This window comes from Aurantiacibacter atlanticus, from assembly GCF_001077815.2.
GTDB lineage: Bacteria > Pseudomonadota > Alphaproteobacteria > Sphingomonadales > Sphingomonadaceae > Alteraurantiacibacter > Alteraurantiacibacter atlanticus.
The window spans coordinates 2274488-2292890 of the sequence record NZ_CP011310.1; the positions used below are offsets into that span (position 1 = coordinate 2274488).

General features: G+C 57.8%; 22 protein-coding genes. 11 read left to right on the top strand and 11 right to left on the bottom strand.

Translation table 11 applies throughout. The annotated features are described in order from the left end of the window. Positions 1-21 precede the first annotated feature (21 nt). The 5 genes from CP97_RS11005 to CP97_RS11025 all read right to left on the bottom strand — a co-directional run bounded on the left by CP97_RS11005 (position 22) and on the right by CP97_RS11025 (position 4473). Positions 22-1140, bottom strand: a complete 1119-nt coding sequence (locus CP97_RS11005; RefSeq protein ID WP_063612426.1) for a PAS domain-containing sensor histidine kinase — start codon at positions 1138-1140, stop codon at positions 22-24. Next, positions 1133-1930 (bottom strand): alpha/beta fold hydrolase, encoded by a 798-nt coding sequence (locus CP97_RS11010; RefSeq protein ID WP_227819586.1) that lies wholly within the window; start codon positions 1928-1930, stop codon positions 1133-1135. Before CP97_RS11010 ends, CP97_RS11005 begins: the two co-directional genes overlap by 8 nt. Before the next feature lie 61 nt (positions 1931-1991). Then, positions 1992-2321 (bottom strand): 2Fe-2S iron-sulfur cluster-binding protein, encoded by a 330-nt coding sequence (locus CP97_RS11015; RefSeq protein WP_048885983.1) that lies wholly within the window; start codon positions 2319-2321, stop codon positions 1992-1994. A gap of 5 nt (positions 2322-2326) precedes the next feature. Further along, complete coding sequence (locus CP97_RS11020; RefSeq protein ID WP_048885984.1) at positions 2327-3397, bottom strand: cysteine desulfurase family protein; 1071 nt, start codon at positions 3395-3397, stop codon at positions 2327-2329. Positions 3398-3450: 53 nt separating this feature from the next. Beyond that, on the bottom strand, positions 3451-4473 hold the full coding sequence (locus CP97_RS11025) for a cysteine desulfurase family protein (RefSeq protein WP_082863801.1): 1023 nt from the start codon (positions 4471-4473) through the stop codon (positions 3451-3453). A gap of 101 nt (positions 4474-4574) precedes the next feature. On the opposite strand from CP97_RS11025, the gene CP97_RS11030 reads away from it, so the two are divergent. Both CP97_RS11030 and CP97_RS15945 read left to right on the top strand, forming a co-directional pair. Further along, entirely contained in the window at positions 4575-5231 is a 657-nt protein-coding gene (locus CP97_RS11030; protein WP_048885985.1) for an alpha/beta hydrolase, read from the top strand. A 111-nt stretch (positions 5232-5342) separates the two neighbouring features. Next, on the top strand, positions 5343-5528 hold the full coding sequence (locus CP97_RS15945) for an energy transducer TonB (RefSeq protein WP_227819587.1): 186 nt from the start codon (positions 5343-5345) through the stop codon (positions 5526-5528). A 6-nt stretch (positions 5529-5534) separates the two neighbouring features. On the opposite strand, the gene CP97_RS11035 is transcribed toward CP97_RS15945, so the two are convergent. Further along, positions 5535-5744, bottom strand: a complete 210-nt coding sequence (locus CP97_RS11035; protein ID WP_048885986.1) for a hypothetical protein — start codon at positions 5742-5744, stop codon at positions 5535-5537. Between the two features lie 105 nt (positions 5745-5849). On the opposite strand from CP97_RS11035, the gene CP97_RS11040 reads away from it, so the two are divergent. Together CP97_RS11040 and CP97_RS16310 are read left to right on the top strand one after the other, a co-directional pair. Next, positions 5850-7688: a DUF885 domain-containing protein gene (locus CP97_RS11040; protein WP_048885987.1), complete on the top strand. Its 1839-nt coding sequence runs from the start codon at positions 5850-5852 to the stop codon at positions 7686-7688. Positions 7689-7797: 109 nt separating this feature from the next. Next, positions 7798-7959, top strand: a complete 162-nt coding sequence (locus CP97_RS16310) for a hypothetical protein (RefSeq protein ID WP_161485461.1) — start codon at positions 7798-7800, stop codon at positions 7957-7959. A gap of 30 nt (positions 7960-7989) precedes the next feature. Here CP97_RS16310 and CP97_RS11045 read toward each other — a convergent pair whose 3' ends face one another. From CP97_RS11045 to CP97_RS11055, 3 genes are all read right to left on the bottom strand, one after another. After that, positions 7990-8505 (bottom strand): DUF937 domain-containing protein, encoded by a 516-nt coding sequence (locus CP97_RS11045; protein ID WP_048885988.1) that lies wholly within the window; start codon positions 8503-8505, stop codon positions 7990-7992. Position 8506: 1 nt separating this feature from the next. Further along, positions 8507-8866: a hypothetical protein gene (locus CP97_RS11050; protein ID WP_418202068.1), complete on the bottom strand. Its 360-nt coding sequence runs from the start codon at positions 8864-8866 to the stop codon at positions 8507-8509. 142 nt (positions 8867-9008) lie between these two features. Beyond that, a complete protein-coding gene (locus CP97_RS11055; protein WP_082863803.1) occupies positions 9009-10616 on the bottom strand; it encodes a phosphoenolpyruvate carboxykinase in 1608 nt (535 codons plus the stop codon). Between the two features lie 228 nt (positions 10617-10844). Between CP97_RS11055 and CP97_RS11060 the strand changes: the two genes are divergently transcribed. Genes CP97_RS11060 through CP97_RS11090 form a run of 7 tightly spaced genes read left to right on the top strand, consistent with a single transcriptional unit; the run spans position 10845 to position 16181 of the window. Next, positions 10845-11645, top strand: coding sequence for a response regulator transcription factor (locus CP97_RS11060; protein ID WP_082863805.1), 801 nt, complete (start codon positions 10845-10847; stop codon positions 11643-11645). Then, positions 11638-13212 (top strand): stimulus-sensing domain-containing protein, encoded by a 1575-nt coding sequence (locus CP97_RS11065; protein ID WP_048885991.1) that lies wholly within the window; start codon positions 11638-11640, stop codon positions 13210-13212. Before CP97_RS11060 ends, CP97_RS11065 begins: the two co-directional genes overlap by 8 nt. Positions 13213-13232: 20 nt before the next feature. Then, positions 13233-13652 (top strand): HPr kinase/phosphorylase, encoded by a 420-nt coding sequence (locus CP97_RS11070; protein WP_227819588.1) that lies wholly within the window; start codon positions 13233-13235, stop codon positions 13650-13652. Between the two features lie 43 nt (positions 13653-13695). Continuing rightward, the gene (gene rapZ, locus CP97_RS11075) at positions 13696-14604 is read left to right on the top strand and encodes an RNase adapter RapZ (protein ID WP_048885992.1); all 909 of its coding nucleotides are present in this window, start codon (positions 13696-13698) and stop codon (positions 14602-14604) included. Positions 14605-14662: 58 nt separating this feature from the next. Further along, positions 14663-15067: a PTS sugar transporter subunit IIA gene (locus tag CP97_RS11080; RefSeq protein ID WP_048885993.1), complete on the top strand. Its 405-nt coding sequence runs from the start codon at positions 14663-14665 to the stop codon at positions 15065-15067. A gap of 13 nt (positions 15068-15080) precedes the next feature. Beyond that, positions 15081-15356 carry an HPr family phosphocarrier protein gene (locus CP97_RS11085; RefSeq protein WP_048886953.1) on the top strand — a complete coding sequence of 92 codons (276 nt, stop codon included), beginning with the start codon at positions 15081-15083 and terminating at the stop codon, positions 15354-15356. Positions 15357-15368: 12 nt separating this feature from the next. Continuing rightward, positions 15369-16181, top strand: coding sequence for a TrmH family RNA methyltransferase (locus CP97_RS11090; protein ID WP_048885994.1), 813 nt, complete (start codon positions 15369-15371; stop codon positions 16179-16181). A gap of 32 nt (positions 16182-16213) precedes the next feature. On the opposite strand, the gene CP97_RS11095 is transcribed toward CP97_RS11090, so the two are convergent. Both CP97_RS11095 and CP97_RS11100 read right to left on the bottom strand, forming a co-directional pair. After that, positions 16214-16960, bottom strand: a complete 747-nt coding sequence (locus tag CP97_RS11095; protein WP_048885995.1) for a hypothetical protein — start codon at positions 16958-16960, stop codon at positions 16214-16216. Continuing rightward, positions 16957-18345: a DNA recombination protein RmuC gene (locus tag CP97_RS11100; protein WP_048885996.1), complete on the bottom strand. Its 1389-nt coding sequence runs from the start codon at positions 18343-18345 to the stop codon at positions 16957-16959. The genes CP97_RS11095 and CP97_RS11100 overlap by 4 nt, the downstream gene beginning before the upstream one ends. Between the last annotated feature and the right edge of the window lie 58 nt (positions 18346-18403).

Genomic DNA, 18403 nt, shown 5'->3' on the forward strand with positions numbered 1-18403 from the left:
TTGCGCGCCGACAGCGATGGTCTAATCGCTGGTGGCGCGCGGCATGGCGAATGTAAAGCAGGTTTCCTGCGCGTCAGACGTGACCTTCATTGATCCACCATGTGCGCTGGCGATCTCATTCACGATGAACAGCCCCAGCCCCAAGCCCTTCTCTCTGGCCGAAAAATCGGCGCGAAAGAAGGGTTCGAACAAATGGTTCTGCGCATCTTCGGGAATGGGTTCGCCTGAGTTGGAGACGCAAAGCTCAAAGCTGTCGGGTGTTGTGGAAGCTGACAGTCTTATCGATTGATTTGCCGACCCATGACTGACTGCATTGGCCAACAGATTGGCCGCCAATTGCGCGATCCGGCGGGAATCGCATCTAATCGAATGGGTCAAATCAAGTGCGACTTCAATCGTCTTGTCATCGCTGATCCGACGCTGTTCCATCACCACCTGCTCCAGTGCTTCACGCACCGGAGCGCCATCCAGCAGATCGACAGGCAGGCCACTTCCCAACCACCCGCGGGCAAAATCCATCACATCGCTGATCAGTCCGTTTGCACGAGCGATGCTTGCCTCCATCTCTTCAAGAACACGGCCGCGCATGGCATCATCCAGGGATGGCCGGCGCAACAGGCCCGTTCCCGCTTTCAGCGCAGCCAGCGGATTGCGCAGATCATGGCCCAGCACGGCAATAAACTGTTCGCGCAGCATGGTTGCTTCGTGCTCTTCCTGCGCCAGCGCCTCTGCTTTGGCCTTAGCATCCATGAGGTTGCGCTCAAACATGCGGCGATCAACTGCGCGAAACACTGTCATGCGGGTGAAAAGATGCTCTCCTGCTGCCCCGCGCCGCTCAGCCGAATTGGCGATAACGGGCAGTTTTTCGCCGGAGGCATCTACCAAATCAAGCGCTATCTCATGCACGAAGCCCTGCAGGCGCAGGAGCGGCGCGAGATGCGTTTCGAACGCCAATTTGCCGCCGAAACTGAGAAAATCATGGACGTGCCGATCCATCAGATCTTGCGAGCTGTAACCCAGCCAGCCAAGCAAGGTCGCATTGATTTTGACGATATGGCCGTCAGGCGTCAGCGACAGATAGCCGCATGGCGCGTTATCATAGAGATCCTGAAGATCCTCCGATGGCCCCGGCTCAGACAAAGGCTCGAATGGCTGCAATGACCTCGGCAGGCGCGCTAAGGTTAGGGCAGTGGCCGGTTGCGTCGAGCAATTTATATTCACTATTTTCCAGATGGGCATGGACATATTCGCCAACACACTCTGGCGCGATGATGTCCTGCTGGCACTGGAGTACAAGGCTGCGCGCTTTGACGCGGCACAAATCCTCTCGATTGTCCGAGAAGAAAGTCACGCCGGCAAATTCGCGGGCAATATCCGGATCGGTGCTGCAAAAACTATTGGTCAGCCGCTCACCCAATTCAGGCCTTTCGGCATTTCCGACAAAAGCGGGCGCCATCGCGGCAGACCAGCCCAGATGATTTTCTGCCAGAAAATCAAGCAATTCATTGACCTGATCCTGCGAAAACCCGCCCTTGTAATCACCATCATCAATATAGCGCGGCGACGGGCCTACCATGACGAGATCGGAAAACATGCCTGGCGCGGCAATGTCGGCAAGTGCCCCGATCATTGAACTGACCGAGTGGCCGACAAATACTGCATTCTGCAGATCCAACGCGCGGCCGATCTCCACAACATCATCGGCATAACCCTGAAGCGTGGAATATCTAACGCCGTCATAGGCTGATAAATCCGAGAGGCCGGCACCGACATAATCGAACAGGACAACCTTGAATTCTGTTTCGAAATGATCGGACACATCGCGCCACATTGTCTGATCGCAGCCAAAGCCATGGGCAAATACCATCGCACGCGAACCATCGCCGCGCACATTTACATTATTGCGGCGCAATATTGCTGTGGTCATCATGCTCCCCCCTGCACAAATCAATATTTGCCGCAGGGCCGCATTTTGTCAATCAGGTCAGGTTTCAGAAGCCTTGCACGTCCACACTGCCGGACGGGATGCTGACGATCAGGCCATCCAGTTCTTCAGTCAGCACAATCTGGCAGGACAGGCGGCTGGTAGCCTGCACATCGGCTGCAAGGTCGAGCATATCTTCTTCATCTTCAATCGCTTCGGGCAATTTGGCGAACCATTCGCGCCCCACGATGACGTGACAGGTTGAGCAGGCCAACTGCCCTTCACATGTCCCTTCCAGCGGCATTCCGGCAGCCTGCGCCACTTCCAGCAGGCGATCGCCCGGCGAAGCGGTTACCTCTACTTTTTCGCTATCTCGGGTAATGAAGGTAATCCTGATCGTGCCTATCCCTGCTGCGCTGCAGCATTGTTAATCATTCCAGCGACGGCTTCAAGCTCTTCCATCGAACTATAGCGTCCCCAGCCAAGCCGGATCGACGATTTCGCCTGTGCATCCGACAGACCTATGGCCTTGAGCACATGGCTTGGCCGCCCTGATCCGCTGGCGCACGCAGAACCGGCGGAAAACATGATGTCGCGGCAATCGCTCATCAAACGGGCAACGTCAATGCCGTCCATGCGGATATTGAGATTGCCATGCCAGCGCGCCTCTGCGCTGCCGTTGAGCGTCCATTCGTGAAACAATTCGCGCGCACGATCCCACAATGCCTGTGCATGCGCTGCATCTTCCTCCGACCGTTCCAGTGCAATGGCGGTTGCGGCACCAAATCCGGCGCACAATGCAGGGGAGAGCGTGCCTGATCGGACATCTTCCTGCAATCCGCCTGTGATCTGCGGATCAAGCTCTATGCCATCGCGCACCCACAGCGCACCGATGCCTTTTGGCCCGTGCATCTTATGCGCGCTGATGGCTATGAGATCAGCGCCGGTCACTGGCATCTTGCCCGCTGATTGCACTGCATCGGTAAAAAACAGGGCGCCAGCCTCCTTCGCCTTCCGATGAAATTCAACTGTCGGCTGGACAACGCCGATTTCATTGTTCACCTGCATGACGGCGACAAGCTTTGTATTGGCGGGAATATCCTGTTTGACATTGCACTGGCCGTCCGCGCCGACGTTGAGTTCATGGCAATTACCCAGCGCGCGGGCCGTATCGATCACGGCGGCATGCTCTATTGACGTAACGCTTATTGCGCCCTTGCCCGGAGCGCCGCGCATTGCAAGATTGATCGCCTCGCAAGCGCTTCCGGTGAAATGCACCTTCCCACCCGGAGGCAGTAGTGCGGCAACCTGTTCGCGCGCCAGTTCAACCGCAGCAGCTGCCATGCGCCCCATGCGATGGGGACTGTGCGGATTGCCGAAGCCGCTGCCGTCCGGTCCGTCGAGCCATTTCAACATTGCATCACGCGCCTCTGGCGCGAGCGGAGTTGTAGCCTGATAGTCGAGATATATCATATGCAGCCTATAGTCTGATTACAGGTGAAACCAAACCCGCAACCCGCGAATTATCACGCTAGTGACGCCCATGCGTCGGTGAAGGCATCAAGGTCATTCGGCTTGGTGTTCCAGCCGAGCGAAACGCGGATGGTGCGCCGCGCAATACCCTCATCCAGTCCGAAGGCCTGCAGAACGCGGCTGGGCTTCAGTGAGCCAGAGGAACATGCGCTGCCTGCCGAAACTGCAAAACCCATCGCATCTAGCCGGATGAGCAGGGCCTGCGCGCTCATTTCAGGGTGGGTAAGGGGCAGGATATAATCGACCTGTTCACCAATCCGTTGCAGGTCATTGCCAAGCTTGCCTGCAAAATCAGCGCGATGCCTTGATGTGGTTTCCCAGTCGCATTGTTCCAGTGCGGCCGCCATGCCCAGTGCACCGGGCAAATTTTCGGTCCCGCGCCGATAGCCACGTTCATGCCCGCCGGAAGGATTGAGCATGGCAAAATCCTTCACCAGCAAAGCGCCAATGCCGATAGGTCCGCCAAATTTGTGCGCCGAAAGGATGACCATGTCCGCACAAAGGGGAATATCAAGCTTCCCCGCACTCTGCGCGCAATCAACAAGCAGTAGGCCGGATGCATCATGCACACCCTCTGCCAGCAGCGCGATGTCCTGCCGCGTGCCCGCTTCGGAATTCACATGCTGTATCGCAATCAGAGAGCGATCGTCGCCTGTCGCAGCTTCAAACTGGACCTTGCCATCAGGTCCGACCGGCAAAACCCCGGCACCTGAGTCCCGGACGAAGTGGTAAAGCGCATCATGCTCCACATCGCTGACACATGTATGCGCAAGCTTGGCATTGCCGAATGCCAGCGTCGCAGCCTCGCTCGCGCCGCTGGTGAAAATCAGCTCTCCTTCCCAGCCGAGCGCCGCCTTGCACCGTCGCCGTGCATCCTCAAGCGCAGCACGGGCGCCTCTTCCCTCTGCATGGGGAGAGGATGGATTCGCCCAGATGGCGAAGCCTTCTTCCATTACGACGCGCGCCTCTGGCCGCAGCGGAGTGGTGGCGGCATGGTCCAGATAAATGCGAGTCATGTCAGAACAATTGCGAAACGTGGCATAATCCCTATATAGCCGCCGACTTCCACCGCGCCAGTCGGTCGGACCATATCAATTCCAGCAAGGCCAATACGCCCATGCCGCACGTCATTTTTCCCGGCCCCGAAGGCCGTCTCGAAGGTCGCTTCTCACCCGGTCCGCGCCCCCGCGCGCCCGTCGCGATGATTCTGCATCCGCATTCACAGGGCGGCGGCACGATGAATGACCGGATCGTCCAATCGCTCTACAAGACTTTCGTCAATCGTGGTTTTGCCACCTTGCGCTTCAATTTCCGCGGCGTCGGCCGCAGCCAGGGCAGCTTCGATCACGGGATCGGCGAATTGTCCGACGCTGCCAGCGCGCTCGACTGGGTGCAGCAGATTCACCCAGAGGCGCAGGTGACCTGGGTAGCCGGCGTCTCCTTCGGCGCATTGATAGGCATGCAATTGCTGATGCGCCGTCCGGAAATTCGCGGCTTCATCTCCATCGCACCGCCTGCCAATATGTATGATTTCAGCTTCCTTGCCCCCTGCCCCGCCAGCGGGATATTTGTGCAGGGCACTGCCGACACGGTTGTGCAGCCGGTGGCCGTCCAGAAGCTGGTCGAAAAGCTGCGCACGCAAAAGCACATCACCATCCACCATGATGAGATACCGCGGGCCAATCACTTCTTCGAAAACGAGCAGGAAGAACTGATGAAATCGGTCGACAATTATCTCGATTTCCGACTCGACCCGAGCTGCCCGATTACCTGATCCGATGAAGGCTGGCAGGCTGGCTGGCATTGTGACCAGCCAGCCTGCCTCTCAAACCTCGTCAGACCCCTCTCAAACCGCGCCGTACGCGCGGCTCGCCCGTTACCGATTGTGGTCGGGAGTGACGGGCGCGTGAATGCCTGCGAAATCATCGGCTCTACCGGCCATGCCAGCCTAGACAACGCCACCTGCCGTTTGATTGAACGGCGCGCGCGTTTCGATCCGGCAACTAGCACGTCAGGAGAAACCGTGGTGGGCACCTATACCGGCACCGTCACCTGGCAAATTCCCGACTAAGGCGATCTATCCACCTTCTCCCTTGGCGGCGGATTCCGCAAGCGATCCGCCGCCTTCGGTGGGGATGATCCAGATTGCCACATTCACCATCATCACCACTGCCAACACCGCCATTAAAAGCGATTGCTTCCTATTGCCCTTGCGATGCAAATAAACGGCGCCAGCAAAAAGTGCGGCGGCCGCTAGTATGACAGCAGAAATGATGAAGTCGAACATGAAACCTCCCTAGCTTCAGACATTGCGTGTCGCCAGTGCAGTCGGTCAGTTAAAGGCTTTCAGGAACGCTTGACGCCAACGGTTGCATCGGCAACCAGTTACACCATGCAACACATCAACGATCTTCCGCTGTCCCGTCGCTCCTTCATCGCGGCGCTGGGATCGACCTCCGCGCTTGCCGTGATGCCGGGCTGTGTCACCACGCCAGCCACCGCCTCGGGTCAGGTCGCGGCAGAAGCATTGCTGGACGATATCGCCTGGAACCTGCTGCGCCATGAGCCGACGCGCGCCACCTCGCTAGGCGTTGATACCGGCGTTCATGCGGCGCTGCGCAGCCAGCTTGCCGATGCCTCTCTGGAAGGTCAGAATGCATATGCGGCCACACTGCGCGCCGATCTGGAACGCGCCCGCGCATTTCCGAAAGAAGGGCTCGAGGCTGCTACGCGCACCAGCTTTGAAGTTGTAGAAAGCGCCTATGCCACTGCAATTGATGGATTTGCCCTGCCCTATGGCGATATTCCAGTCGGAAGCTGGCGCACCGCACCTTACGCGGTAATTCAGAATGTCGGCGCCTATATTGATCTGCCGCGCTTCATGGATTCAAGCCATCCGATAGAGAGCGCCGCCGACGCAGAAGCCTATGTCGCGAGATTAAACCAGATGCCCGGCGTTCTGGCTGGTGAGCTAGAACGTATCCAGCAGGCCCGCGCGATCGGCGTGGTGCCGCCGGATTTCCTTCTGGACAAGGCGATCGATCAGATGCGCCGCCAGATTGCCGATACACGATCAGGCGGCGCGATGGTAGAATCGCTCACCCGTCGCACGGCTGAAAAGGGCATTGCAGGCAATTGGGGTGATCGCGCAAAGACCATCGTAACAGGCAGCATCACTCCGGCGCTAGAAGCGCAGCTGGCCGAATTGCAGGTGCAGCGCGCATCGGCCGATAGCGATCCCGGCATCTGGTCACAGCCCCGGGGTGATGAATGGTATGCCTGGTCGCTGCGATCCAGCACCACGACAGACATGGGACCGGACGAGATTCACGAACTGGGCCTGTCCACCCTGGAGGACATCCATTCCCGCATGGACCCGATCCTGTGCGATATCGGTTACAATGATGGCTCTGTCGGCACACGTATGACGCAACTTGCCGAAGACGAACGTTTCAAATTTGCTGAAGGCAATCCGGGCCGCGCGCAAATCATGGAATTCATCGAGGAACGGGTCGACTGGATTCGCGCACAGATGCCCAGGGCATTTCGCCGCGTGGCGCCAGGCAATCTGGAAGTGCGCCGCCTGCCACCCGCAGAAGAGCCGGGCGCGCCCACCGCCTATGGCGGAGCTGGTTCAGTCGATGGCATGGTGCCGGGAAGAATGTGGATCAATTTGCGCACGACTGATCTGCATCGCCGCTATGACCTGCCCACGCTGGTCCACCACGAGACCATTCCGGGCCATGTCTGGGAAGGCGAATATTCCAACCAGCTCCCGCTGATCCGTTCCATCCTTGCGTTCAATTCTTTCTCCGAAGGCTGGGCGCTTTATGCCGAGCAACTGGGTGATGAGCTGGGCGCCTATGAGGATAACCCCGCTTGGCAATTGGGTTATCTCCAGGGCGCGGCGTTTCGTGCGTGCCGCCTGGTGGTGGACACTGGGCTTCATCACAAACGGTGGGGTCGTGAACAATCAATTCGCTTCTTCATGGATCGCAATGGCAATAAGCGCGAGGAAGTCGAAAGCGAAGTTGACCGCTATTGCAGCTGGCCGGGGCAAGCCACCGGATACATGGTCGGCAAGCAGGAAATCCTGCGACAGCGCGAACGCGCGACTGTGGCATTGGGCGGTCAATATGACTTGCGTGACTTCAACCAGTCCGTGGTCGATGGCGGGAACGTGCCGCTTGATGTGCTGGCTGGCAATATCACGCGTTATATCGGCAGCTAATCCAGCAATCCAAAAGACATTGCCTTAAGCAGGATTAACCAATGTTCTGCACGCCATCTTTACCAAAACTGTGCCAGTTTCCTTAATCCATGACACAAGGACTGGCCTCATGTTCATGACGTTTCTGGTAATCGGTGCGATTGGTGCAATGCTGCTGACCATGGTGCCACGCTCAACGGTGCCGTGGCAGCGCTTCAGCTCACGCGGAGGCGCAGCCATGCTGATTGGCCTGGGGCTGTTCGGCACCGTCCACACCGCGCTCTCCCCCTGACGCGCAGATCCTGCGGGGCAAAAGCCCGGCTCAGCGCCGGCCGAGACCGCTTGCGATAGTTCCCAGGATACCGCCAAGACCGCCCGCGCCACTGCCGGACGAGCTACCCTGCTGGCCCTGTTTCGCCAGATAGCCCATCACTGCCATCGCAAGGATTGGTAACATGCGTTTGAGCAGGCTTTCGTCCAGCCCCGTTACGTGGGCGACTTCGCCCGCCACGGAACGGCTGACATCCTTCGAGCCGAAGATGCTGCCCAGAATGTCATTGCCGGATTGCACCGGGGTCGGCTTGCTGCCGAGGACAGCATCGAGCAATCCGCCACCCAGCCCGCCTGCAGAGCCGCCCAGAACCGCCCCTGCCAATCCTCCAAGTCCGCCAAGCGGATCGGCTGACCCGCCACCGGCAGTAGAGCTGCGCCCCATGCCCGCCACAATGGCCGGAAGAAGCGCGCCCGTTGCAGTTCGCGCAGTTTGCTCATCAATGTTCAGCTCGCGCGCAATGCTTTCGACAACACCACTCTGCTGAAGGGTTTGCGCCAGGCTCATCCTATTTCTTTGCAAACAGGCCGGAAGCCATGCCCGCAATATCGTTCAGCGGATTGCCGTCCCCGTCCTTATCGAGAATCCCAATTAGGCTGGAGGGATCATTCTTGATCGCATTGGCGAATTGGCCCAGCGAACCTTCGCCGCCAACCTGCTCGACAATCTGCGAAAGCACGCTCTTCTCCATCCCGGTTTTCGCAGCGGCGAGCTCGACGGTATCGCCCTCCATCTGGTGCGTCTGCCCCAGCGTAGCGATCGCCTTTTTCGCCATCTTGGGATCGATGCCGACTTTCTCAGCCAGATTTGCCACGTCATCGGGCGCGCCGCCAATGTTGCGAAGAATACCGTCTAGCAAGCTCATCATTCGATCTTCTGAATGTTTCTAATTGTGGGGCACCCTAGACGTTTTGCGTGACACAAAAAAGGCCCCGCTCCGGCGTCAACACCGGGCGGGGCACTCCTCTTCAACTGTAAATTCTTGTCTTATGCGCGTCGGCAAAGGCCAATCAGGCAGGCTGCGGCGCTGCCTGGCGAACCCCTTCATCGACATGCTCAGTGAAAGGCTGGAAATTATCGACAAACAACTGGACGAGCTTTTCAGCGGCCCGGTCATATTCGTCAGGGTTCGCCCATGTGCTGCGCGGATCAAGAATGGATTGATCGATGCCAGCCTGTTCCAGAACAGGGACGCTGACGGGCACGTCAAAGCCGAAATTGGAATCCTTGCGATATTCTACATTGTCCAGATCGCCATCGAGAGCTGCGTTCAGCAACGCGCGGGTAGCCTTGATCGGCATGCGATGACCAACTCCGTATTTTCCGCCGGTCCATCCGGTATTGAGTAGCCAGCATTGCACACCACCTGCCGCAATCCGCTCCTTCAACAGATTGCCATAAACAGAAGGATGGCGCGGCATGAACGGTGCACCAAAGCAGGTGCTGAAGGTCGCTTCCGGTTCTGTCACGCCGATTTCGGTTCCGGCCACCTTGGCGGTATAGCCCGACAGGAAATGATACATCGCCTGATCCGGTGTCAGCCGCGAAATCGGAGGCAGGACCCCGAATGCATCAGCAGTCAGCATGATGACATTGCTCGGCACTGGGCCAAGGTTTTCGGCGCTGGTGTTGGGGATGTAATCAATCGGATAGGCGCCGCGTGAATTCTCAGCGAGCGAATTGTCGTCCAGATCCATCTCCCGCGTTTCCGGGTCCATCACGACATTTTCCATGATCGTGCCAAACATGCGGGTGGTGGCGTATATCTCCGGCTCCGCCTCCTCAGACAGGCGGATCATCTTGGCGTAGCAACCGCCTTCGAAATTGAAGACTGCCGTATCCGACCAACCATGTTCGTCATCGCCGATCAGCGTGCGGCTCGCGTCAGCGGAAAGCGTGGTCTTTCCGGTACCCGACAAGCCGAAGAAAACTGCGGTCTTGCCGTCAGAACCGGTATTGGCACTGCAATGCATCGGCATCACGCCCTTGGGCGGAAGCAGATAGTTGAGAATGCCGAACACGCCTTTCTTCATTTCGCCGGCATATTCCGTGCCACCGATCAAGATCAGCTTTTCCGAAAAATTAACCGCGATCACCGTTCCGCTGCGCGTGCCATGCCGCTCCGGATCGGCCTGAAAACTTGGCAGGTCGATGATCGTATATTCGGGATCGAAGCCGTCCAGTTCAGCTGCCGTCGGACGACACAGCATCGTGCGGATGAAGAGATTGTGCCACGCCAATTCGTTCACCACGCGAACACGCACGCGATGTTCCGGCTGCGATCCGCCAAACAAATCCGCAACGTAAAGCGTTTCCTTATCTGCCAGCGCAGCGAGGAAATCTTGCTTCAACGCGGCGAAATGCTCTGGCGACATGGAAGCATTATTGTCCCACCATACCGTGTCTTCAGTTTCTGCATCGCGAACGATAAACTTGTCTTTCGCGCTACGCCCGGTGTGCTTGCCGGTCTCGACCACCAGTGGACCGCCCTGCGCCAGTAGTCCCTCACCATTGCCGACGGCGGATTCTACAAGTTCGGGCCGGTTTAGATTGGCATGGATAGTGGCGGATGTTTCAATGCCCTGTGCGGACAAGGGAACGGATAGCGTAGCGGACAAGGTTATGCTCCTCGAAGCAGATATGGCTGAAAAGCGCATGCATTTGCGTGGGTTCAACCTAGCGCATAATCGCGGCATGGTGCCGCGTCAATTTCGCGGCTCAAGGAATAGCCGATTTTTCGACGTTTCCACTCGCGTTGCGATCACACGCTTTTATTGCGAGCCAGCCTGCAACAAAGTTGTGCAATGCGTCGCGAAAAGTTAGTCCCTAGTCAGGCAGGAACAAACATGACGCAAATAGACGAAAATCCATCTCCCCAACCGTCCGGAAAGGCCATTGATGCGTCCGGTGATGACAATGCGTCTGCTGAAAGTCAGCGCGTCATTGCTCTGGTAGATGATGACCGCAATATCCTCACGACCTTGTCCATTGCACTGCAATCGGAAGGCTATGCCACGCGCGTCTATTCCGATGGCGAGGCGGCACTGGCGGCATTGCAATCAAATCCCCCTGATCTTGCCGTATTCGACATCAAGATGCCGCGCATGGATGGCATGGAATTGCTGCAACGCCTGCGCGCAAAATCCGATCTGCCGGTTATTTTCCTGACCAGCAAGGATCAGGAAGAAGATGAAGAAGCTGGGCTGGCGATGGGCGCCGACGATTACATTGCCAAGCCTTTCAGCCAACGCCTTCTGCTTGCGCGCATTCGGGCGATCCTGCGCCGCGCTGCGCCGGTTGAGGAAGGACAGGAAGCCACGCGCGACCCTGCATCGCCGGATAATGGTCTTATAGTTCGTGGACGATTGTCGATGGACCCGGCGCGCCATCAGGTTACCTGGGAAGGCGGGCCGGTCAGCCTGACCGTCACCGAATTTCTGCTGCTGGAGGCATTGGCGCAGCGTCCTGGTGTGATCAAAAGCCGCAATCAGCTGATGGATGCCGCCTACCCTGACGATGTCTTTGTCGATGATCGCACTGTGGATTCGCACATCAAGCGGCTACGGCGTAAATTCCGCAGTGTCGATCCGCACTTCGGCGCAATCGAAACGCTTTACGGTGCCGGATACAGTTTCTCGGATGGCTGAAAATCCGATGTCGACGAGCGGGTTTGAGCGGCTTCCATTTCCCCTCGGCAAGTCGCTCACAAAGCGTATTCTGGCAGTGAATCTGATCCCGTTGCTGGTTTTGGCCGGAAGTCTGTTTTTTCTTGATTCCTATCGCCGCCAATTGCTCGATGAACGATTCAAGCTGGCCCGGATCGAGGCGCAGATCACTGCAGAGGCATTGGCGGGGGCCACGCAAGAACGACAGGAAGCCTTGCTGAGCCAGATCGGGCGCGAACAGAAGATGCGCCTTCGCATGTATGATGCAAGCGGGACAATGATTGCAGACAGTTTCGAGCTTGATGAGCCAAGTTTTGCCTTCGATGACCCCGTGGCTGAACCATTCCTTGAAGACTTCGCCCGATGGACAGATAATGCGGTGAACTTCGTTGTCGGTGCCCCTTCCGCCCCACCCTATACCGAGCCGCCCGACACCGCTGCAGATTCCTGGCCCGAGCTTGCCCGCGTACGGCAACAAGGGCTGAGCCAGATCGAATTGCGCCGCGCTCCGGATGGCACGCCGGTCATCAATGCCGCTGCCCCTGTCGGTATCAATGGCGCCAGCCTGCTGACCACCCGCAACGCCGCAGATATCACCCAGGCCGTGCGCTCGGCGCGCAGCAGCCTGATGACAATCATCCTGCTCGCTCTTGCCGTGTCCATCGTGCTTTCGCTTTATCTTGCTTCCACCATCATCGATCCCTTGCGACGATTGGTGAGCGCGACACAGCGTGTCCGTCTTGGCCGCGAACGCGATATCGAAGTGCCCCGCATGCATCAGCGCGGTGACGAGATCGGTCAGTTGGCCCGCGCCGTTTCCGATATGACCGCCACGCTGCGCCAGCGGATCGATGCTGTCGAAACCTTCGCCGCTGATGTGGCGCATGAAATAAAGAACCCCCTCGCATCGCTGCGCAGCGCCACTGAGAGCATGTCCAAGGTCGATGATGCGCAATTGCGTGCGCAATTGATTGACGTGGCCGCACATGACGTTCGCCGGATTGATCGCCTGGTGAGCGAAATTTCCGAAGCCAGCCGGATTGACGCGGAATTGAGCCGCGCGACCTTCGAACCCGTCGATCTGTGCGAATTATTCGCCAATGTCGTCGCCAGAAAAGAAGAGCGCGGCGAAACCGAAAACTGCGTGCTGGAGGTGCATCGCGACAACACGCCGTCACGCGTCATGGGCGTTCCGATACGGCTGGAACGCGTGGCTGAAAACCTGCTCGACAATGCAGTGTCCTTTTCACCCGACGGCGGGCGCATCATCATCTCTCTCGATAATGTCGATAATAGGGTGCAGGCGCGGGTTTGCGATGAAGGTCCGGGGATTCCCGAAGACGAACGCGAAAAGATTTTTCGCCGCTTTCATTCGCACCGCCCTGACGAAGAAAGCTTCGGCAATCACAGCGGCCTTGGCCTCGCCATCGGTCGAACCATTGCCGAAGCGCATGGCGGGTCGCTACGCGTCGATGACGAAGAACAGGGGACCTGCGGGGCCTGCCTCGTCCTCGAATTGCCGTCAGCACGGTCCAACGGTAATGCATGACATGAGAAAGTCCTTCCAGCGTGGCTGAAATCCTATCCAATGCGACCTGCGTTGCCATGCGTGGTCGCGCCCTGCTTATCCTTGGGGAACCTGGCAGCGGTAAATCCAGCCTTGCCCTCACCCTGCTAGATCGTGGGGGAGAATTGATCGGTGACGATGGCGTTACCCTTGAATGGGATGGTTCGCGCGTCATCGCTTCGCCGCCGCCCAATACAGAGGGTCTGATCGAAATTCGCAATGTCGGGCTGCTCGAAGTGCCGACCACTGTTGCTCCAATAGCCATCGTTATAAACCTGTCCAATTCGGCTGAGCGTCTGCCATTGGGCCATGGCGAGGCATTATTGTTGGGGCATCGGGTTCCGCAGGTCGATCTCTTCCCCGGCACTGATGTTTTGGCCCTGCGAACCGAAGCGGCACTGGAAATCCACGGGCTACCCTAAGTCTGCTCTTCACATTCGCTTAACGAAAGCGCACATCGCCTCGATGGTATCGAAGACCACGAATACGCGGCAACGCATCCTGCTCGTCACCGGAATGCTTGGTGCCGGAAAAACTACCGCGCTGCGCGAACTGGAAGATCTGGGCTGGGAAGCGATCGACAATTTTCCGATCCGCCTGCTTAAACGCTTGGTTGGACGCGAGAAGGACGGATATTCGCTCGCAATAGGGTTTGATTGCCGGACCCGCGGCTTCGTGCCAGCGAAAATCATTGAACAGGTTAAAGCCTGGGTGGAGGACGGTGATGTTGCCATCACCACCCTGTTTCTCGATTCCAGCGGACATGAACTTGAACGCCGTTTCAACGAAACGCGGCGGCGCCATTTTCTTGCGCAGGATTTTCCGGTGGCCTCAGGCATTGCGGCAGAGCGTGAATTGCTCGCCCCGCTGCGCCGCTGGGCCGATGTGCTGATCGACACTAGCGATTTCACCACCAATGATTTGAAGCAGACGATTCGCGAGCAATTTTCGCGAACCGCCCCGCAGGACATGACTGTCACCGTATCCAGCTTTGGATTTGCGCGCGGCAAACCGCCAACTGCCGATCTGGTGTTCGATATGCGTTTTCTCGATAATCCGCACTGGCAGAAAGATCTGCGCGAACAGACCGGGCTTGATGCACCAGTGGGCGAATTTATCGAGAAAAGTGCCATTTTCGCCTCGACCTTTGACAAGATCAGCGCCCTGCTGCTGGAACTGCTGCCGCGCTATGCCGATCAGGGTAAAGCCTATGTCAATATTGCCTTTGGTTGTACCGGAGGGAGACACCGTTCTGTATACACGGCGGAGAAGATGGCACAGGTCTTGCGCGATGGGGGCTTTTCGCCCACGGTCCTGCATCGCAATCTGGGATCTCGCGCTGCGGAGCTGGTGGAAGGTACAGAGCTAAAGTGATGGCAAGCCACATTCCTGAAAAACACAAGATTTCGTGCCCGGAGAGCCTGTCTTCCCGATGATTGGAATTATTCTCGTTACCCACGGCCGCCTGGCTGAAGAATTTGTCGCTGCGATGGAACATGTCGTGGGCGAACAGGAAGATGTCGCCGCCATCTGTATCGGCCCCAGTGATGATATGGAGCAACGCCGCGGCGACATTGCCAATGCCATCAGCCGTGTCGATAGCGGTGCCGGTGCAATCCTGCTGACCGATCTTTTTGGCGGCACACCGTCAAACCTCGCAATTTCGCTGCTCAAACCAGGCGAAACGGAAGTCATTGCTGGTATCAACCTGCCCATGCTCATCCGCCTTGCTGGCGCGCGCAAAGGCATGTCGCTGTCACAGGCAGCAGAGGCCGCACGCGATGCCGGGCGCAATTACATCACGATCGCGTCCGAGTTTCTCGGTCAGCACGCCTGAAGGAGTGCAGGTCTTGAGCGGGCACAGCAAGGACGTCATCATCGTCAACAAGCGCGGTTTGCATGCGCGGGCCAGTGCCAAATTCGTTACCACTGCCGCCGCGATGAACGGCTGCAAGGTGATTGTCGCGAAGGACGGTAACGAGGCGCTGGGTGCTTCGATCCTGGGCCTGATGATGCTGGGTGCCGCAAAGGGCGATACCGTGACCGTATCGGTTGAAGGTGAAAGCGCACCGGAACGGCTGGCCGAATTGGTGGCGCTGGTGGAAGCCGGCTTCGGCGAAGATTGAGCGGCGCGTCGCATGCGCAGGCAAATCACCGGCTATTCCAACCCCACCGTCAAACATCTGCGCAGCCTGCGCGACAAGAAGCACAGGCGGCGCGAAGGCAAGTTTCTTGTCGAGGGTTTGCGACTGCTGACAGATGCGCTGGACAGCGGGCGCGTGCCAGAGATGCTGGTGATGGCGGAGGCCCGAGATCCCCATCCTTTGCTTGCGACGCTGGAAAGGGCGGTGGACGAAGCGGGCGGAGAGATAATCGAAACGACGCCCGACATTCTTGGCAAGATCACCGGCAAGGATAACCCGCAGATCGTTGCAGGCATGTTTGCCGAGTTTGATACCTCCCTCAAGCTGATCGACAGAAGCAATGCATCAATCTGGTTGGTTGCACAGGCACTGCGCGATCCTGGAAATCTTGGTACGATGCTGCGCACAGGTGACGCGCTGGGCGCAGGTGGGCTTATCCTGATAGACGATTGCGCAGATCCCTTCAGCGTGGAAGCCGTGCGGGCAAGCATGGGTGCAGTATTTACCCAACAAGTTGCGCAAGCTCCATGGTCAGATTTCCTGCGCTGGCTGCGCGGCGATGCAGAACAATTGCCGGGCCAGCTCGTCGCCGCCAGCCTGCGCGATGCCGTAGCTTATCGCGGCGCGCCCTATTCGGCACCGTGCTTTGTGCTGATTGGAAACGAGTCACGCGGTCTGCCGGAAGAATATGAGGCAGCATGTGATCTGCGCGTCACCATGCCCATGCGCGGCCGGGCAGACAGCCTTAATGCAGCGGTGGCTGCTGCGGTGCTGGGATATGAAGTGCTTGCTTCATTAGATGGATAGGCAGCTACGGCCGCGACCTGAAACAGGTCTCACTAATCCCCTGCGATAAAATTCGTGATGCTCCAGCGGTCATTGCGCCGCGCAGCGATGACACGATAATCAATGAGATAGCGCAGCCTGTCTTTTGCAATGTACCCTTCATATGGGCGCGTTCCCGCCTTGCCATCATTCCAGCTGACCTTGGCAAAATTTTCATGCTGCGCTGTGTCTTCGAAAGACACTTCAACCATATCCCATGAAATTTGCGCCAGTGGCTCGGTGGTGTCTTCCGGTACTTCAAGCAGAGGCACGGATTCCCCTGTCACAATTGCAACTGCACCTGGCGTTGAAGGAAAATCCTGCGCGAAATACCACGGCATCGTAATGCGCGCACCGTCCGATGCGCAGCCGAGCGTCATCAGTTCATTCAACTCATCCCACAACGCCAGATCGTCATCCTTGAGCCGTTCGCGCAGGAGCGCCTTCCCCGAGCCTCCGCCAAAATCCAGAATGACATCGTCAGCAACCAGAGCGAGGAAAGCCTGTTCGTCACGAGCCTGCACGGCGCTATCCAGCGATCCGAGAAATTCACTTGCGCCGGGTTGATCGAGACATTCATCGCGCGGTGCAAAGCGGCCAACCGGCACCGGCGGAAGGTCTTCGCCTTTCAGTTCGCCAATGGCATCTTCGGCTGCACGTTCAATCTTTTTTGAAGGGGAATCGGATCGATCACAGGCAGAAAGGCCTAAAACCAGCCCTGCGGCGAATATTGCCACACCACATTTGCGGGCGAATTTCATGATGCATCTGGCTCCTTTTGCTGCGCCTGGCTGGCGAAAAGAAGGGATTGTTCTTCATCAGTCAAGTCCGCAGCGGTGTAACGCGGCGTGCCTTCCACCTGTGGAATATCGTCAATCTCGCGCTTGCCGATTTCGATGCCTTTTTCCTGCATCCGACGGGCAGAGGAAAGGACATTGCGCTCGAAACTGCCGACAAATTTATTGTAGTTGGACACCGCTGTCTCCAGCCCACCGCCAACCCGCTTCAGATGTCCGGCAGCGGTTTCGAGCCTAGTATAAAGCTCTGCCCCCATGCGGCCAATTTCCTGCGCTTCCTTGGCCAGAGCATCCTGTCGCCACACCTGCGCCACGGTGCGGGCAATGGCAACCAAATTGGTCGGTGTAGCAAGCAATACCTTGTTATCGAAGGCAAAATCCCATAGCTGCGGATCGGCTTCGAGTGCTGCGGCGACGAAATGTTCGCCCGGCACGAACATCACCACATAATCGGGCGCTTCTTCAAACTGGCTCTGGTAGCTTTTTGCGCCCAGCGTCTGCACATGGTTGCGCATGGATTTGGCGTGGAGCGCGAGATGGCGCTGCCTTTCGTCATCGTCATCGGCCTCGAACGCGGCCTGATACGCGTTGAGCGAGACCTTGGAATCGATCACCAGCTTCTTCTGGCCCGGAACATTGACGATGGCATCGGGCCGGAGCCGGCCCTCATCCGTTTCAAGCGATTGTTCGAGATGAAAATCGGTGTGTTGCGCAAGCCCGCATTGTTCGAGCAAATTCTGCAACGCGCGTTCACCCCAGCGCCCGCGCGCCTTGGGTGCATTGGTCAGCGAATTGCCCAGCCGCTGCGCTTCACGGCGTACTTCTTCCTGGCCCAGCCTCATCGTCTCGATTTGCTGGTGCAAACGCGCAAATGCATCGCTGCGCTGGCGTTCTAGCGAGCCAACCTGCTCTTCATATTTGGTAAGCCTGTCATTTACCGGTTTCAGCAGGCTGGCGACAGCTTCCTTATTCGCCTTTTCAGCATGGCCGAACCGTTCAGCGGCATCGGCGATGAATTTTTCCTGTGCGCGTGATAGCACCTCTGCTCCGGTCGCCTTGAACTGGTTGAGCAAATCGTCCTTGGCGGCCTTCATCGCATCTATCTGCTTGTCGAAGTTTTCCGCATTGGCTTTGAGAGTCGCGATTTCGATTTGCGCCGCGCCAAGTTCCGCCCCCGCCCGCTTGAAATCACCTTCGAGAGCCTGCGCCCGTTCCTCCAGAGAGACACCTCGCTCCTCAAGCGCGGATTTTTCCCTCTGCAATCCGGCAAGAGGCCGGGCGCCGAGCCAGTAGCCTAATGCCCCCGTGAGAATGGCAAGCACAACGAGGAATATGACAGTGGTGTCCATGCAGGCGCTCTTATCCGAATGAAAAAGGAGGGATTACGGAGAGAAAGGGAACGAAAGG

Coding starts and splice junctions, on each gene's coding strand:
- CP97_RS11010 (WP_227819586.1), bottom strand. CDS start 1,930: ATGATGACCACAGCAATATTGCGCCGCAATAATGTAAATGTGCGCGGC.
- CP97_RS11020 (WP_048885984.1), bottom strand. CDS start 3,397: ATGATATATCTCGACTATCAGGCTACAACTCCGCTCGCGCCAGAGGCG.
- CP97_RS11025 (WP_082863801.1), bottom strand. CDS start 4,473: ATGACTCGCATTTATCTGGACCATGCCGCCACCACTCCGCTGCGGCCA.
- CP97_RS11030 (WP_048885985.1), top strand. CDS start 4,575: ATGCCGCACGTCATTTTTCCCGGCCCCGAAGGCCGTCTCGAAGGTCGC.
- CP97_RS11035 (WP_048885986.1), bottom strand. CDS start 5,744: ATGTTCGACTTCATCATTTCTGCTGTCATACTAGCGGCCGCCGCACTT.
- CP97_RS11040 (WP_048885987.1), top strand. CDS start 5,850: ATGCAACACATCAACGATCTTCCGCTGTCCCGTCGCTCCTTCATCGCG.
- CP97_RS16310 (WP_161485461.1), top strand. CDS start 7,798: ATGTTCATGACGTTTCTGGTAATCGGTGCGATTGGTGCAATGCTGCTG.
- CP97_RS11045 (WP_048885988.1), bottom strand. CDS start 8,505: ATGAGCCTGGCGCAAACCCTTCAGCAGAGTGGTGTTGTCGAAAGCATT.
- CP97_RS11050 (WP_418202068.1), bottom strand. CDS start 8,866: ATGATGAGCTTGCTAGACGGTATTCTTCGCAACATTGGCGGCGCGCCC.
- CP97_RS11060 (WP_082863805.1), top strand. CDS start 10,845: ATGACGCAAATAGACGAAAATCCATCTCCCCAACCGTCCGGAAAGGCC.
- CP97_RS11065 (WP_048885991.1), top strand. CDS start 11,638: ATGGCTGAAAATCCGATGTCGACGAGCGGGTTTGAGCGGCTTCCATTT.
- rapZ (WP_048885992.1), top strand. CDS start 13,696: ATGGTATCGAAGACCACGAATACGCGGCAACGCATCCTGCTCGTCACC.
- CP97_RS11080 (WP_048885993.1), top strand. CDS start 14,663: ATGATTGGAATTATTCTCGTTACCCACGGCCGCCTGGCTGAAGAATTT.
- CP97_RS11090 (WP_048885994.1), top strand. CDS start 15,369: ATGCGCAGGCAAATCACCGGCTATTCCAACCCCACCGTCAAACATCTG.
- CP97_RS11095 (WP_048885995.1), bottom strand. CDS start 16,960: ATGAAATTCGCCCGCAAATGTGGTGTGGCAATATTCGCCGCAGGGCTG.
- CP97_RS11100 (WP_048885996.1), bottom strand. CDS start 18,345: ATGGACACCACTGTCATATTCCTCGTTGTGCTTGCCATTCTCACGGGG.